We start from the raw sequence: 15,832 nt of genomic DNA, 5'->3' as shown, positions 1-15,832 counted from the left end.
TTGGATTTAGTTTCTTTGCAATATGCAAAATCCCAAGGTAAGCATTCTAATACCCTTCAAGGATACCGCACATTTTCTTCCCGAATGTCTGGATTCAATCCTAGCACAGACATATCCCAATTGGGAAGTTCTTGCTGTAAATGACCATTCAACAGATACGAGTTTGGAATTATTAAATTCCTATGTACAAAAAGAAAACCGGATTAAGGTCCTCAACAATTCTGGAAACGGTATTATTCCTGCTTTGCGCACTGCATATGTAGAAAGTTCAGGAGAATTGGTCACCCGAATGGATTCGGATGATATTATGAAACCCCACCGTTTGGAAGTCATGGTGCAATCACTTTTAAAATCGGGAAAAGGGCATGCTGCTGTTGGGCAAGTGAAGTATTTTTCAGACCGAGGCATTAGTAACGGCTATGAACGCTACGAATCTTGGTTGAACCAATTGACGGCTACAGGCTCCAATTACAGTGAGATTTACAAAGAATGTGTTATCCCTTCACCCTGTTGGATGGTCTACACAGATGACTTTGAAAAATGCGATGCTTTTAGACCGGACCGATATCCAGAAGATTATGATCTTACTTTTCGGTTTTATGAAAATGACCTAAAGATCATTCCATGTAAGGAGATACTCCACTTATGGCGCGATTACGATACCAGAACTTCCCGAAACCATGAGCATTATGCACAAAACTATTTTTTGGATATTAAACTACACTACTTCTTAAAGTTGGACCACAATGCAGAACGCCCTTTGGTTGTATGGGGTGCTGGGTTTAAAGGAAAGTCCATTGCCAAAACTCTTTTAAAGCAAAAAATTGACTTTATCTGGCTGTGTGACAATCCAAAGAAAATTGGAAAAAAAATCTACGGCAAGGAATTGGTTCATTTTAAATTTTTAGAACGTTTGAACACTCCTCAAAGCATAGTTACTGTAGCCAATGAGACGGCCCAAAAGGAAATTAAGGGTTACTTTTCCAAGTTTGGACATTTACCCATGAAGGATTATTTCTTCTTTTGCTGATAGATGCTGTCTTACCATTCCCTTAACAGAAAAATTTAAGAAGCTTCACTATTTTAATCCCTATATTTGTTCAATCAACATTGGGAATGCAGTTTAAACATCCAGAAATCCTTTGGGCCCTATTTCTTCTCATCATTCCCGTTTTAATCCATTTGTTTCAATTAAGGCGGTTCAAGAAAACACCTTTCACCAATGTGGCCATGCTTCAGAAAGTGGTGGCGGAGTCCAGAAAAAGCAATACACTTAAAAAGTGGCTTTTACTGGCTACTCGATTGCTGCTGCTCGCTTCACTCATCATTGCGTTTGCCCAGCCTTTTTCTTCTGCTGCAACGGCTTTGCAAGAAAAGGAAATGGTAATCTATTTGGACAATTCCTTCAGCATGCAGGCCAAGAACAATGGGGTATCCCTTTTGGAGAAATCTGTTCAAGACCTGATCCGAAATATTAATGGAGAGGCAGTTTTTAGCCTCTTTACCAATGAACATTCTTTTAGGGATGTAGACCTGAAAGACGTGCAAAACCAATTACTGTCTCTCTCGTATTCCCACAAACAGTTGAATCTGGATGACATTCTGCTAAAGGCCAATACTTTATTTTCAAAGTCCAGCGGTACTGTAAAAAATCTTCTGATTATTTCGGATTTTCAACAGCGCATGGCATCTAACGGAGCCACATCGGATTCAACCATAAATTCCTATTATGTCCCTGTTCGCTCACCCAACCTGTCGAATGTTTCCATAGATTCCATTTATTTGGATGATGATTTTTCAGTCCAGTCCAGTCTAACTGTGCTTTTATCCGGAGGAGTACAGGATGATGCACTGCCCATTTCCCTTTATAATGGTTCTTCGCTTATTGCAAAATCGGCCGCCAAGTTTTCTGCCACGGGCGTATCCGAAGTGATTTTTTCCATTCCCAACACTGATGAAATCAATGGAAGGCTGGTAATTGCTGATAATGGTTTGGGATATGACAATCAGTTTTATTTTAATATCGACCGCAAGGAAAAAGTAAAGGTTTTGGCCATAAGCAGCTCAAACAGTGATTATTTGAAACGCTTATACACTGAAGATGATTTTGATTTCAGAAAAGTTCCTTTGGATCAATTGGACTACAGTAGCATTGATGAACAAAACACGGTGATTTTGGATAATTTGAGGTCTGTCCCCAACAGCCTTCAACAAATTCTTCTTTCTTTTAAAAATAGCGGTGGGACCATAGTGGTAATACCCTCTGAAGAAAGTGAATTGGCGTCTTACAATGACTTTCTTTCAGGGTTTTCCAATACAAGTTTAATTGCTGGTGTGCCAAATAGAGCTGATATAACCTCCATTTCATTTGACCATCCGTTATATAAAAATGTTTTTGAAAGAAGAGTAACCAATTTTCAATATCCAAAAGTTGAAAAATACTATAGGTTGCAGTCCAATCTACCGCAGATACTTTCCTTTGGCAATAACGAGCCTTTCTTGGTGGGAATCAATGGTTTTTATTGTTTTACGTCCTCATTGGAAACCGAAAACTCCAATTTTACCAGTTCTCCATTAATCGTTCCCACATTTTATAATATGGCCATGCGAAGTTTACAGCAATCCCGTATACAGCACACATTGGGACAGGAGGAATTGGTGGATATTCCCACACAAATGGGTCATGACGACATTTTAAGGATTTCAAAGGACAATCAAGAATTTATCCCGCTACAGCAGAATCTCCCCAATAAGGTCAGACTCACTTTTGATGAAAATCCTACTGAAGATGGCATCTATACCATAAAACAAAAAGAAGAGGAACTAAGAAATATAAGTTTTAATTATCCCAGAACGGAAAGCCGATTGGTCTATTTAGATACTGAGAATCTGCCCAATACCAATACCCAGGACTCCATAGCAGCTCTTTTTACCTATTTAGACGCTGAAAGTAATATTGCCGCTTATTGGAAATGGTTTGTTATTTTAGCGTTGCTTTTTGCGCTGATAGAGGTAATCATCCAAAAATTCATTCCATGAACATTCTGCTCAAGGCTGCAAGAATAGTGTGCCCAGACAACAAGGAACTACACTTGAAAAAAAGGGATATCCTTATAAAAAAAGGAACTATTGAGAAAATTGCCGCCACCATAGATGCGCCATCGAACACTAAATTGGTCGATTTAAAAAACCTCCATATCTCTCTAGGTTGGCTGGATACTGGCGTAAGTTTTGGCGAACCCGGACATGAGGAACGTGAAACCATTGCACATGGACTTTATGTAGCTGCAAAAAGTGGTTTTACAGACATTATCCTTTATTCCAGTACAGAGCCAGTTCCCGATACCAGTTCTGATGTGGTCTTTTTAAAGGAGCGTGGGCACGGCAAGCCGACAAGACTTTACCCTATGGGTACGTTGACCAAAAAAGGAGAAGGCAAGGATTTGGCAGAACTTTTTGATATGAAGAATGCCGGTGCAGTGGCCTTTTATGACTTTAAAAAACAGGTTGCCAATCCCAATCTTTTAAAAATTGCCTTGCAATATGCACAAAATTTTGATGGTTTAGTGTTTTCTTTTCCCCAAGATGGGAATATTAAAGGTGTGGGAGTGGCCCATGAAGGAATAATGTCCACCACTTTGGGTCTAAAGGGAATTCCATCATTGGCGGAAGAACTTCAAATAGCCCGAGACCTATTTATTCTGGAATATACAGGAGGAAAATTGCACATTCCCACCATTTCCACATCAGAATCTGTTAAGCTGATTGCCAATGCCAAGAAAAAAGGATTGGATGTGACCTGTAGTGTCGCCATTCACAATTTGGTACATACAGATGAAATGCTCAGCGATTTTGATACTAATTTTAAAGTATCACCACCTCTTCGAACCAAGCAAGATGTCAAGGCCCTCATTAAAGGGATAAAAGATGGAACTATAGATTATGTTACTTCTGACCATATTCCCATAGATGTTGAGGAAAAAAGGGTGGAGTTTGATAATGCTGCCGATGGTAGCCTTGGTCTTGAATCTGCATTTGGGGCCCTAAATCACATATTTGGATTGGAAGAAACCATATCCATATTAACCAAAGGGCATAGCCGTTTTGGTTTACAGAATTTGGTTATTAAGGAAGGCGAAAAGGCTTGTATTACCTTGTTCGACCCAGAAGTGGAATACAGTTTCGGTGTGGACCATATCTTATCCACCTCCAAAAATAGTATGTTTTTGGGAGCGCCCATGAAAGGTAAGGTTTATGGGGTAATCAATAATGATCACATTTTAATCTAAAATTTTGAACGAAGCCAAATCAGGTAAAACCACAGCAATAGTTGCTTATATCACCTTAGTGGGCTGTTTGATTGCCATGAGCATGAATATGGAGCCTCGAAATGCATATGCCAGGTTTCATATTAGGCAGGCCTTTGGCATACATTTATTGTTCCATGCCATGGCCATTGTGTTATCTTTTAGCCAAATCGTATCCCTTACCCTACCTCTCTATGGATTGTATTTAGTGCTATTGGTATATGGGCTCGCCCAAGCTTCATCAGGAAAGAAGAGTCCCCTGCCCATTATTGGGGAGCATTTTCAAAAATGGTTTACCTTTATTTCCTAAAAACATCCCATGTCCCCCATCCCACTATCTTTGGAATACCTTGTTCGTCCATCAACTATTGAATCCGGTAAGAAACCAGCTATTTTCATGTTTCATGGGTATGGCAGCAATGAAGAAGATCTCTTTTCATTTGCTTCCGAACTGCCAGAGGAACTTTTGGTGATTTCGGCAAGGGCACCCTATAATCTAGACCCTTTCGGGTATGCTTGGTATGCCATCAATTTTGATGCGACCCACGGTAAATGGAACGATGCGGAACAAGCATCGGAATCCCGTGAAAAAATCGTGGGCTTTATAGATGAAGCTATTAATGCCTATGATTTAGATCCAGAAAACATTACCCTTTTAGGATTTAGCCAAGGAAGCATCCTCAGTTATGCCGTGGCACTTTCCTATCCTGAAAAAGTGAAAAATGTAATTGCTCTTAGCGGTTATATCGATGAAAATATTTTGAAGGAGGGCTATATGAACAATGATTTTAGCGACCTACACATTTATGCTTCCCATGGTCAAGTAGACCAAGTGATTCCTTTGGAATGGGCACAAAGAACCCCGGATTTCTTAAAAAATCTTGGCGTTGACCATATTTATAAGGAATTTCCGATTGGACACGGGGTTTCCCAGCAAAATTTTTACTCCTTCCATAAGTGGTTGGTGGAGCACCTTTAATTGCTTCGAGTGTAAAGTAAATGATCTACCAGGGTGAAATCCACTCCTAGATTATCCTTAAGCTCGTATTTAATGATCAAATCACCCCAAAATTTTCCATCCGAAAAATCTGCCAAGATCCATTTATGGTTCAACACCTTTATCTTGTTGATTTTAAAATCACTTTCCATCCCTTCATAGGGAATTAACGGGTTGTCTCCAGATTTTTCATTGGTCTCCAGTAATTTGTCTTCGATATATCGGGCAGGGTTTTCTAAATTAAGATGGTCGTAATAGGCCAAGGCATCATCATTGTTTTCCAAGGAAAAATACTGCATGTCCAACAATCGTAACTGGGTCTTTTGAATGGAATCTTCAAGCTGTTCCACCTTGGTCTGCAACTGGTCCACATCAGCAGTCATGGCCTTCTGTAGATTGCTGGCACTTATAAATTGATACAATGCCAACAAGGCGGCAAATACAAATAGGTATAGAAAAATCTTGTTCTTCATGGTTTAAATCTTCAATTTCAAATTGTCATAGGCCAAATGTACGTTCTTAGGAAGTTTTTTCTCTACTTCTTCATGAAATCCCAACATATGGCTAATGTGCGTAAAATAGGTTTTTTCGGCTCCAACCTCTTTGGCAAAGGCAAGAGCTTCTTCCAAATTAAAATGGGAGTGATGGGGTTCTTCCCGAAGTGCATTGACCACCAATATTTTTGCGCCCCTTATCTTGGATATTTCTTGCTCGTCCAACCGTTTTACATCAGTCAGGTATACAAAATCCTTGAACCGATATCCGAAAACCTGAAGTCGATTATGGTATGCCTCAATGGGAATAACTTCCAAATCTTTCAATACAATGGGGACGTCTTTCCGTACCTCGCTGACCTGTACCGCAGGGGCACCTGGATATCGGTCTTCATCAGCAAAAATATAGTCGAACCTCCGTTTTAATGAAGCAACGACCCGTTTGTGTGCATAAATGGGAATATCACCTTGCCGGAAGAAAAAAGGTCGAATATCATCAATGCCGGCCGTATGATCAGCATGTTCATGGGTAAAAAAAATACCATCCAAATGGTCAATGGGATTGGTTAGCATCTGCTGTCTAAAATCAGGACCACAATCAATTACATAATTGAAATTCTTCCAAGAAACCAGTACAGATACCCTTAACCTCTTGTCCTTGGGATTTTTGCTTAGACACACAGGATGCTTACTACCAATGACAGGTATCCCCTGCGAGGTTCCGGTGCCCAAAAAGGTAATGGTCATCACGTCATCCATTAAAATCAAAATTATAACTTATTTATTTAATAGATTAAATGAAGAGTGTAACTTTGTTGACAATAAAATACCGGATATGCCTACTGTACTCAGCAAAGAAGATGCGTTTGAAAACATCCCTTCGATCAAGGCAAAGACGCTTCGAATAAATCTTAACCCAAATATTTACGGGACCTTTGCAGAGATAGGTGCCGGACAAGAAACAGCTCGACATTTTTTTAGGGCCGGTGGTGCTTCAGGGACTATTGCAAAAGCCATGAGCGCTTATGACAAGTCCTTCAGTGATGCCATTTATGGGATTGAAGAAGACGGGCGGTATGTGACCCAGTCCCGCTTAAAAAAAATGCTGAACCATGAAATGCAATTGGTGGAGGAACGGATCAGCAGGGAAAACAATCCCAACTATCTGTTCTTTACCTACGCCAATACTGTGGCAACCATCGATTTTTCCAAACGTTACAAAGGACATGGTTGGGTAGGTATCCGATTTCAATTAGATCCCGATCAAAAAGAATATGATGAGATTGTCCTGCACATTCGCTTTAAACAAAATGAAGCCCGTTTACAGCAGGAAACCCTAGGGATTTTGGGTGTGAATCTTATTTATGGCGCCTATTTCAAGTTCAACAAGCCCAAAAAACTTTTAAAATATCTATACGACCATATCGACAAGGATACCGTTGAGATTGACATGGTCAATTTTACAGGTCCTAATTTCAAAGAGGTAGATAATCGATTGATGAGCTTGCAGCTGATCAAAAATGATATGACGGATGCCGTGATGTTCGGGCCAGATGGCAACAACCTTTTGCCAGCAGCAGCCCTCTATAAAAAGAACATTTTGGCCTTACGGGGAAGCTTTAGGCCCGTGACCAAGGTAAATATGGACATGTTCCAAAAGTCATACGACATCTTTATCCGGGAACAGACGGTTGAACTTGAAAATACCATTGTGGTTTTTGAAATCACCTTGTCCAATTTGAAAGCGTCAGGGGAAATTGATGAACAAGATTTCATGGACCGTGCGGAATTGTTGTGCTCATTGGGACATACGGTTCTCATCTCCAAATTCCAAGAGTATTATAAGTTGGTGGAATATTTCAACAACTACACCAAGGCCCGCATTGGGCTTACTATGGGTGTGAACAATCTGGTGGATGTCTTCGATGAAAAATACTATCGCCACTTAAGTGGCGGCATCTTGGAGGCCTTTGGAAAACTGTTCTTCAAGGATTTGAAAGTGTACCTCTACCCTATGAAAGATCCAGAAACTGGACAGATCATGACCAGCAACAATGTCAAGGTGCACCCACGAATGAAGGAACTTTACAAGTTCTTCAAGTATAATGGTAAGGTGATGGACATCATTGATTATGACCCTGATGTGATGCACATCTTCTCCAGGGATGTGTTGAAAAAATTAATGAACGGAGAAAAAGGATGGGAGGATGAACTTCCCGAGGGTATTCCGGAAATCATCAAGGAAAAACATCTTTTCTCCCAAAAAGAACTTCCCGAAGGAGAAATTCCAGAAAAGAAAAAAGAAAAGGAAAAAGCATAATTCCTTCAACAAATTCTGATTTAGTTCCGCCAGAACATTCAAAGCTATTTTGAAAGTTGAGTTTTGAGGAGGAATTTAAATTGTTGGTATTTTAGATTTTCGGATTTCTTTTTGGTTCTCGCATCTTTTGTTTTGTCTTTTATCGGAAGTCTGACATCCGATATCTCAATCCATCAAAGTTATCCCTGGCCTAACAACTGCGCTGCATGATTCTTGGTCTTTACTTTTTCAATGACCTTTTCCACCACGCCTTCTTCATCAATGACAAAAGTGGTTCTATGGATACCATCAAAAGTACGTCCCATGAATTTTTTGGGTCCCCATACCCCAAAAGTGTTGATCACGGTATGGTCCACATCCGCCAATAAAGGAAACGGGAATTTGTATTTATTTCTAAAATTGGCCTGTTTGCGTTCGGTATCGGCACTTACCCCCAAAAGTTCATAACCCTCATCGGTCAAGTCCTTGTAATTGTCCCTTAAATTACAGGCTTCCAAGGTGCAACCTGGAGTGTTGGCCTTCGGGTAGAAGAACACTACAAGCTTTTTCCCCTTGTAGTCGCTTAGATTAATTGTGTTTCCATCTTGGTCTTTTGAAGAAAATTCAGGTACTTTATCCCCTACTTTTAACATGTTCATATGCGAATGGTCTTTATTTTATTGTTTAATATTTATAATTCAAAATTAAACAAAAATGACTAAACAGGAAAAAATTGATTTTACCATCAAAACCTTGGATGAGCTCTATCCTACCATTCCTATCCCTTTGGACCATAAAGACCCCTATACGCTTTTGATCGCGGTATTGCTATCGGCCCAAAGTACAGATGTACGGGTCAACCAGATTACACCACTGCTTTTTGAACGAGCGGACAATCCCATTGATATGGTAAAGCTTTCAGTTGATGAAATACGGGAAATTATAAAACCCGTGGGGCTCTCACCCATGAAATCGAAGGGAATCCATGGGCTCTCACAGATTCTCATTGAAAAATACAATGGTGAGGTTCCACGAAATATTGAACTCTTGGAAGAATTACCCAGTGTGGGACATAAAACGGCCAGTGTTGTGGTCTCCCAAGCTTTTGGAATTCCGGCTTTTCCTGTTGATACCCATATCCACAGACTCATGTTCCGATGGGGTTTCAGCAATGGAAAGAATGTGGTGCAGACCGAGAAAGATGCCAAACGCTTGTTTCCCAAAGAAATTTGGAACCGTTTGCACCTACAGATTATTTGGTACGGAAGGGAATATTCTCCTGCAAGGGGTTGGGATTTGGAAAAAGACATCATCACCAAGACCATTGGTAGAAAAACGGTATTGGATGACTATTATAAAACAAAAAAGAGCCGCAATTAGCGGCTCTTTTTTCTGTTTTTTGAAGCTATCAGTTTAAAGTTACTTCAAATTGATGCTTTCTGTAGTCAACTACATGAATCGATTTAGAATAGCTTAACAAAAAATCAATGGTCTTCTTGCTAGCTTTTACCGATCTAACGGCTTTTTGTTCTTCAGAGTAAATGTTTTCCATATTCTAGCATTAATGTTTCAAATAGATAACGCCGCTAGATTGGAAATATTGCAGGGTTCGATATAATGCCCTATTAATTCGTTAAAACGATATTCTTGCGGTCTACTATTTTTCGAAGGTTGATCAGCGCATATCGCATTCTTCCCAAAGCTGTATTGATGCTAACCCCAGTGTTTTCGGATATTTCCTTAAAGCTCATATCCTTGTAGATTCGCATGATCAACACCTCTTTCTGATCTTCGGGCAATTCCTCGATCAATAAGGTAAGATCATTGTCTATTTGATCTTTGATAAGTTGCTTCTCTACATTGAGTTTATCATCCTTAATCACAGAAAAGATGTTGAAATCATCACTTCCCTCGAACTTGGGCATTCTTTTGTTCTTGCGAAAATGGTCAATGATAAGGTTATGGGCTATCCGCATTACCCAGGGCAAAAACTTACCTTCTTCGCTATAGGTACCCCTTTTCAAGGTTTTGATCACCTTTATGAAAGTATCTTGGAAGATGTCCTCTGCAACATCCCGATCCAAAACCTTGGAGTAAATAAAGCTGGAAATTCGTTGATTGTGCCTGTTAATTAAGGTCTCAAGGGCCTTTTCATCTCCGGCAATGTAATTCTTAACTAATATCGAGTCATTAATCTGTAGTTCCATACAAATTACTTTTTTGGTTAAAATCTAGGGTCTTCCTTTTTCAAGGAAAGCCTTTAGGTATTTAGTCTATTTGTAAAAAAGTAATTATCGCTGTATAGGCCTATCAGATTTTTAATTACATCCCAAATATAGAAAATTAGGTAGGTGACCTAAAAAACTATGTTGTGATTTGCCCTTTTTTATATGTTAACTGATGCAATATACGTATTAAGTGAGGTGTATCGTATCTTTGGGGATCTAATTTTAACAGATGGCAACCCCTATAAACGTAGATCCCAAGCATAATATTATCATTAAAGGTGCCAAACTGCACAATCTCAAGAATATCGATGTGGTCATCCCAAGAAATAAGCTTGTGGTAATCACGGGATTGTCCGGTTCTGGAAAGTCCAGTCTGGCTTTTGATACCCTATATGCAGAGGGGCAACGCCGTTATGTGGAAAGCCTATCATCCTATGCCCGACAGTTTTTGGGGAAACTGGACAAACCAAAAGTAGACTATATTAAAGGTATAGCCCCAGCCATTGCCATAGAACAAAAGGTGAACTCCACCAACCCAAGATCTACGGTAGGCACTACTACCGAAATTTATGACTATCTGAAATTATTATATGCCCGTATCGGGAAGACCATATCCCCCATTTCTGGAAAAGAGGTAAAAAAGCATACGGTAACCGATGTCATTAATTATATAAAGTCATTGCAAGAGGGCGCCAAACTGTTGTTATTGGCCCCAGTGACTATCAAGGAAGACCGCGATCCCATAAAATCCTTGGAACTTTTTTCCAAACAAGGCTACGCTAGGATAAAATATGAGGGCAATGTTATCCGAATAGATCAAGTACCCGAAAATATAGGTCGGACTTTTGATTTGGTGGTGGACCGTATCATTATAAAGGATGATGAGGATTTTTACAACCGCTTGGCCAATGCGGTAGACAACGCCTTCTTTGAAGGGAAGGGAGAATGCGCTATTGAAAATTTGGAAAATGGTGAAACCAAAACATTCAGCAACCAGTTTGAACTGGATGGCCTTAAGTTTTTGGAACCCAATGTACACCTATTCAGTTTTAACAATCCCTACGGGGCCTGCCCCAAATGTGAAGGGTATGGGGACGTTATCGGTATTGATGAGGACTTGGTCATTCCCAACACCGCACTTTCGGTGTATGAAAATGCCATTTTTCCATGGCGGGGAGAAAGCATGGGCTGGTATCGTGACCAATTGGTCAACTCTGCCTATACCTTCGACTTTCCCATCCATAAACCTTGGTTTGAACTGACCGATCCCCAAAAACAACTGGTGTGGGATGGTAACAAGCACTTCACGGGTCTAAACCAATTCTTTGAACAACTCGAAGAGAAAAGTTATAAAATCCAGAATAGGGTCATGCTCTCCCGTTACCGGGGGAAGACAAAATGTTCTGTCTGTAAAGGAAAACGACTCAGGGCCGAAGCCAATTATGTGCAGATTGCCGGGAAATCCATTTCAGATATCATTGAGTTGCCTATTAAACGGTTGATTCCTTTCTTTGAGGAACTTCAACTTTCGGAGCACGACAGGACCATTGCCAATCGTTTGCTCAAGGAAATCACCACCCGTTTGGACTTTTTGCACAAAGTGGGATTGAGCTATCTCACCCTCAACCGAAAATCGAACACTCTCTCTGGCGGGGAAAGCCAGCGCATCAACCTGGCCACTTCGTTGGGCAGTAGCTTGGTAGGGTCCATGTATATTCTGGACGAGCCCAGCATTGGTCTGCACCCCAAGGACACCGAAAATTTGATAGAAGTACTGTTATCCCTTCGGGATTTGGGCAATACCGTAATTGTGGTGGAACACGATGAGGACATCATGAAAGCCGCCGATGAGGTCATCGATATAGGTCCCGAGGCAGGTACCTTGGGCGGCGAGGTAGTGGCCACCGGAAGTTTGGAAGCCATTCTGAAGGCCCATTCCCTCACAGCGGATTACCTAAATGGCACCAAGGCCATTGAAGTGCCCAAGGGGCGTCGTAATTCCAAAAGCTATATCCAAATCAAGGGTGCCCGGGAGAACAACCTTAAAAATATAGATGTCACCTTTCCTTTAAATATGTTGACGGTGGTCACGGGCGTTTCCGGAAGTGGAAAAAGTACCTTGGTCAAGAAGATTCTATATCCCTCCATATTAAAAGAAGTGGGTGGTTATGGCGAAAAAGCGGGCCAGTTCACCGCCATGGAAGGCAAATATACCCATATTAAACATGTGGAGTTTGTAGACCAGAACCCCATTGGGCGTTCGTCCCGTTCCAATCCGGTTACCTATATCAAGGCATACGACGATATCCGAAACCTCTTTGCCTCCCAAAAACTGAGCAAACTGCGGGGTTACCAAGCCAAACATTTCTCGTTTAATGTGGACGGAGGTCGCTGCGAAAAATGCAAGGGTGAAGGTGAGATTACCGTGGAAATGCAGTTTATGGCCGATGTCCATTTGGAGTGTGATGCCTGCGACGGCAAACGCTTTAAAAAAGAAATTCTGGAAGTACAGTTTGAAGGAAAGAACATTGACGACATCCTGAACATGACCATTGATGATGCCGTGGCACACTTCAAAACCCACCAGCAGGACAAAATTGTGACCAAGTTGCAGCCCCTACAGGATGTGGGATTGGGCTACGTGACCTTGGGGCAGTCCTCCTCTACCCTATCCGGTGGTGAGGCACAGCGGATAAAACTCGCCTCCTTTTTGGTCAAGGGGAACACCAAGGAAAAAGCCTTGTTCATCTTTGATGAACCCACCACGGGATTGCATTTCCATGACATCAAAAAGCTGTTGAAGTCCTTTGACGAACTCATTTCCAAGGGGCATTCGGTGATTGTGATCGAACACAATATTGAACTCATCAAATGTGCGGACTACCTTATAGACCTTGGCCCCGAAGGCGGGGAAAATGGTGGATATTTGGTGGCCGAGGGCACGCCAGAAGAAGTGGTCCAAAACAATGCGTCGCATACTGCTAGATATTTGGCCGAAAAACTTTGACCTAAATACGTATTTCTACTACATAATTTTGGCCCTCAGCTAGGGGTAAGATGATTACCATATTTCTTTAGGTTGATTTTTTTATCAACCCAAAACCCCATTTCGTCAATTGGATTGACTAATCCATCAATTTACCCCCTCAAATAAAAGGACCACACCTTAATATAGTAGGTTAAAAGAGAACAAAATGGTCTATCCATGATCAACAACCTTGTGTTACACCTATTGAAAACGAAAACATCTGGGGTACTTCCCTACAGATGGAGGCTTCTCAACCCCAAAACCTACAAACCCAAAAACTATGTACTCCCTCAAACAAAATCCAACACCGTATAGAAAAACTTTACTTGCACTAATGCTTGCCCTTTTCTGCCTTGCCTTTTACCATTTGGGTAGAGGTGCTGTGGATTCCAAGGAGAAAATAAGCCTGATTGCTCCTACCAAAACAGCATCCGTAGAGATGTTATATGTTCCCAGTATTGGTGTAGGTCTTGACGCCAACCTCAGTTCCGATTGTGCTGTGATTGATTACACGGTTTCCATTAGAAATACAAGTACCAATAACGAATCCTTGATTATTACCAGTATCATCGACGTTAATGATCCCCTGTTTATCGTACCCAGCTTGGTTGCCACAGTTGCCCAAGGAGATATCAACGGAAATGGGCTTTTGGATGCAGCGGAATCCTGGAACTTGGATGCAACTCGGTCATTGTCAGCCACGGACCTAAACGCGGATACCTTTCAAAATCAAGCAACAGTAACGGCCGAGGTGTTTGGCCAGCCCGGAAATACGGTAAATGATCTTTCCCATCCAGACCAGTTTAATGAAGATGCCCCAACGGTTACCGATATTTCCAACTGTCGCCGAATCGGCACCTTACTTTTTGTTGAAACTAAAGATTGGTGGGGCAACCAACCAGGTTGTGAAACCATAGAATATAGACTTTCTGTTCGACATATGGGAGTGGCCAAAGAATCTCTAACCATAACCGATGTAAGCAACAGTTTCGGTCCAGTCTTAAACTTTGCTCTAGAGAACCCTAATGCAGGGGATACCAATAACAATGGTCTGCTAGACTTAGATGAAAACTGGAAGTTTACCGCCTCAAGACCCCTAAATCAGACTGACTATGGTGATTTCCTTATTCTAGAACAAGTCAAGGTTACTACAACTGTTGATGGGAACCCCTTAGCTCTGGAAATCGATTTATCCCATCGTGATAATCTATTGGATGATGCACCTACTGACATCTATATTGAATGCGAAAAAGGCACTATTGCACTTACAAAAGAAGCGCAAATCATTGGAGATTGTGAAGAAATTGAATACACACTGGTCCTCACCCATTTAAACAATGTTCCCCATTTATATCAAAATATTGTAATCCAAGACCCACAACTGGGTGATTTTTTAGCGGCCGATGTTGTGGAAAGCATAGCTGTTAATGGTTTTTTAGAACCCGGGGAAACCTGGACCATGAGTGGTTCGGTATTCCTAACACAAGATGATATCATTGCAGGGCAGGTCACCACTCAGGCGTATGCGGTGGCAGAAATAAAGGATATATTACCATTCCGGTATTCCGTAGATGCCTCAGACCCCACAGACTTAGATCTAGACCGTGAAACCGTTACCGACCTTACTGCCTGCGCTCCCCGTATAGCCATTGTAAAAAAAGGCATCGAAAATAGCTGTAACAACGTAGAATACACCTTTTATGTAACCAATGAAAGCGGAAATGGCCACCCCTTGCACAATGTCATAGTTACGGACGACTTGGTCCCAATCGTCACCTATGTTTCTGGAGACGATGGGGACAATATTCTCCAAATCGATGAGACATGGGAATATACAGGAGTTCACGTTATCACCGCACAAAATCTTGAGGATGGCAAAGTGGAGAATACAGGACATGTTTTTGCTGAAGACCCTATTCTGGGTATTACCGTGGAAGATTGGTCCGATTTTGACAATGTGGACGAAGACCGCCCCACGGTCACCGACCTGTCTAGCTGCCAACCGGGCATCAACATACTGAAGACCGGTACCGTGGACGCCAACTGTGCCAACATCGACTATACCCTGACCGTGAACAACAACGGCAGCCAGGATTTGGAGAACGTGGTGGTCTCCGATCCCCTGATGGCCGTGCCCGCACTACCCGATTCCGGGGACAACGGCGTGCCCGGGGTCATGGAGATCGGTGAGACATGGGTCTTTAACGCATCCTATGCCATCACCGCTACCGACCTTACCAACGGACAGGTGGACAACATGGCCACCGTGGACGCACATGCCCTCGGGCTGCCAGCGATAACCGTCACCGATGAGTCCCATCCCTCCGACACCACCCTTGACGGGGACACCACCACCGACCTTTCCGGCTGTGTGCCCAACATCAACATACTGAAGACCGGTACCGTGGACGCCAACTGTGCCAACATCGACTATRYCCTGACCGTGAACAACAACGGCAGCCAGGATTTGGAGAACGTG

At 41.8% G+C, this 15,832-nt stretch carries 13 protein-coding genes; 9 read left to right on the top strand and 4 right to left on the bottom strand.

From position 1 onward, the window contains the following. Window positions 1–22: 22 nt before the first annotated feature. From EZV76_RS13705 to EZV76_RS13685, 5 genes are all read left to right on the top strand, one after another. The gene (locus tag EZV76_RS13705) at window positions 23–1,030 is read left to right on the top strand and encodes a glycosyltransferase family 2 protein (RefSeq protein WP_136567140.1); all 1,008 of its coding nucleotides are present in this window, start codon (window positions 23–25) and stop codon (window positions 1,028–1,030) included. Between the two features lie 86 nt (window positions 1,031–1,116). Beyond that, window positions 1,117–3,039 (top strand): BatA domain-containing protein, encoded by a 1,923-nt coding sequence (locus EZV76_RS17775; protein WP_236640927.1) that lies wholly within the window; start codon window positions 1,117–1,119, stop codon window positions 3,037–3,039. Further along, entirely contained in the window at window positions 3,036–4,289 is a 1,254-nt protein-coding gene (locus tag EZV76_RS13695; RefSeq protein ID WP_136567138.1) for a dihydroorotase, read from the top strand. Before EZV76_RS17775 ends, EZV76_RS13695 begins: the two co-directional genes overlap by 4 nt. Before the next feature lie 4 nt (window positions 4,290–4,293). Continuing rightward, complete coding sequence (locus tag EZV76_RS13690; protein WP_136567137.1) at window positions 4,294–4,617, top strand: magnetosome magnetite crystal formation protein family; 324 nt, start codon at window positions 4,294–4,296, stop codon at window positions 4,615–4,617. Between the two features lie 9 nt (window positions 4,618–4,626). Further along, window positions 4,627–5,286, top strand: a complete 660-nt coding sequence (locus tag EZV76_RS13685) for an alpha/beta hydrolase (protein ID WP_136567136.1) — start codon at window positions 4,627–4,629, stop codon at window positions 5,284–5,286. Here the strand turns inward: EZV76_RS13685 and EZV76_RS13680 are convergent. Beyond that, window positions 5,283–5,777, bottom strand: coding sequence for a hydrolase (locus tag EZV76_RS13680; RefSeq protein ID WP_136567135.1), 495 nt, complete (start codon window positions 5,775–5,777; stop codon window positions 5,283–5,285). The two genes, EZV76_RS13685 and EZV76_RS13680, sit on opposite strands and share 4 nt — an antisense overlap. A 3-nt stretch (window positions 5,778–5,780) precedes the next feature. Beyond that, entirely contained in the window at window positions 5,781–6,545 is a 765-nt protein-coding gene (locus EZV76_RS13675; RefSeq protein ID WP_136567219.1) for an MBL fold metallo-hydrolase, read from the bottom strand. An 88-nt stretch (window positions 6,546–6,633) separates the two neighbouring features. On the opposite strand from EZV76_RS13675, the gene EZV76_RS13670 reads away from it, so the two are divergent. Beyond that, on the top strand, window positions 6,634–8,118 hold the full coding sequence (locus EZV76_RS13670) for a TonB-dependent receptor (protein WP_136567134.1): 1,485 nt from the start codon (window positions 6,634–6,636) through the stop codon (window positions 8,116–8,118). A gap of 179 nt (window positions 8,119–8,297) precedes the next feature. Here EZV76_RS13670 and bcp read toward each other — a convergent pair whose 3' ends face one another. Then, window positions 8,298–8,756, bottom strand: a complete 459-nt coding sequence (gene bcp / locus EZV76_RS13665; protein WP_136567133.1) for a thioredoxin-dependent thiol peroxidase — start codon at window positions 8,754–8,756, stop codon at window positions 8,298–8,300. A 55-nt stretch (window positions 8,757–8,811) separates the two neighbouring features. Here bcp and EZV76_RS13660 point away from each other — a divergent pair, with 55 nt between their 5' ends. After that, window positions 8,812–9,477 (top strand): endonuclease III domain-containing protein, encoded by a 666-nt coding sequence (locus tag EZV76_RS13660; RefSeq protein WP_136567132.1) that lies wholly within the window; start codon window positions 8,812–8,814, stop codon window positions 9,475–9,477. 245 nt (window positions 9,478–9,722) lie between these two features. Here EZV76_RS13660 and EZV76_RS13655 read toward each other — a convergent pair whose 3' ends face one another. Then, window positions 9,723–10,304 carry an RNA polymerase sigma factor gene (locus EZV76_RS13655; RefSeq protein ID WP_136567131.1) on the bottom strand — a complete coding sequence of 194 codons (582 nt, stop codon included), beginning with the start codon at window positions 10,302–10,304 and terminating at the stop codon, window positions 9,723–9,725. A gap of 250 nt (window positions 10,305–10,554) precedes the next feature. On the opposite strand from EZV76_RS13655, the gene uvrA reads away from it, so the two are divergent. Both uvrA and EZV76_RS13645 read left to right on the top strand, forming a co-directional pair. After that, window positions 10,555–13,332, top strand: coding sequence for an excinuclease ABC subunit UvrA (gene uvrA, locus EZV76_RS13650; RefSeq protein WP_136567130.1), 2,778 nt, complete (start codon window positions 10,555–10,557; stop codon window positions 13,330–13,332). A gap of 301 nt (window positions 13,333–13,633) precedes the next feature. Further along, window positions 13,634–15,832, top strand: a 2,199-nt coding sequence (locus EZV76_RS13645) for a CLIPPER-2 domain-containing protein (RefSeq protein WP_136567129.1), incomplete at its 3' end; no start/stop codon positions are given.

The sequence above is a fragment of the Flagellimonas alvinocaridis genome (assembly GCF_004916895.1).
In the GTDB taxonomy this organism is placed as follows: Bacteria; Bacteroidota; Bacteroidia; order Flavobacteriales; family Flavobacteriaceae; genus Flagellimonas; species Flagellimonas alvinocaridis.
The sequence above is the reverse complement of the archived record's forward strand: the minus strand, read 5'-3'. Positions and strand labels throughout refer to the sequence as shown.

Bases quoted from the DNA above. Each gene is read 5' to 3' on its own strand.
- EZV76_RS13705 (WP_136567140.1), top strand. From the start codon at position 23: ATGCAAAATCCCAAGGTAAGCATTCTAATACCCTTCAAGGATACCGCA.
- EZV76_RS17775 (WP_236640927.1), top strand. From the start codon at position 1,117: ATGCAGTTTAAACATCCAGAAATCCTTTGGGCCCTATTTCTTCTCATC.
- EZV76_RS13695 (WP_136567138.1), top strand. From the start codon at position 3,036: ATGAACATTCTGCTCAAGGCTGCAAGAATAGTGTGCCCAGACAACAAG.
- EZV76_RS13685 (WP_136567136.1), top strand. From the start codon at position 4,627: ATGTCCCCCATCCCACTATCTTTGGAATACCTTGTTCGTCCATCAACT.
- EZV76_RS13680 (WP_136567135.1), bottom strand. From the start codon at position 5,777: ATGAAGAACAAGATTTTTCTATACCTATTTGTATTTGCCGCCTTGTTG.
- EZV76_RS13675 (WP_136567219.1), bottom strand. From the start codon at position 6,545: ATGACCATTACCTTTTTGGGCACCGGAACCTCGCAGGGGATACCTGTC.
- EZV76_RS13670 (WP_136567134.1), top strand. From the start codon at position 6,634: ATGCCTACTGTACTCAGCAAAGAAGATGCGTTTGAAAACATCCCTTCG.
- bcp (WP_136567133.1), bottom strand. From the start codon at position 8,756: ATGAACATGTTAAAAGTAGGGGATAAAGTACCTGAATTTTCTTCAAAA.
- EZV76_RS13660 (WP_136567132.1), top strand. From the start codon at position 8,812: ATGACTAAACAGGAAAAAATTGATTTTACCATCAAAACCTTGGATGAG.
- EZV76_RS13655 (WP_136567131.1), bottom strand. From the start codon at position 10,304: ATGGAACTACAGATTAATGACTCGATATTAGTTAAGAATTACATTGCC.
- uvrA (WP_136567130.1), top strand. From the start codon at position 10,555: ATGGCAACCCCTATAAACGTAGATCCCAAGCATAATATTATCATTAAA.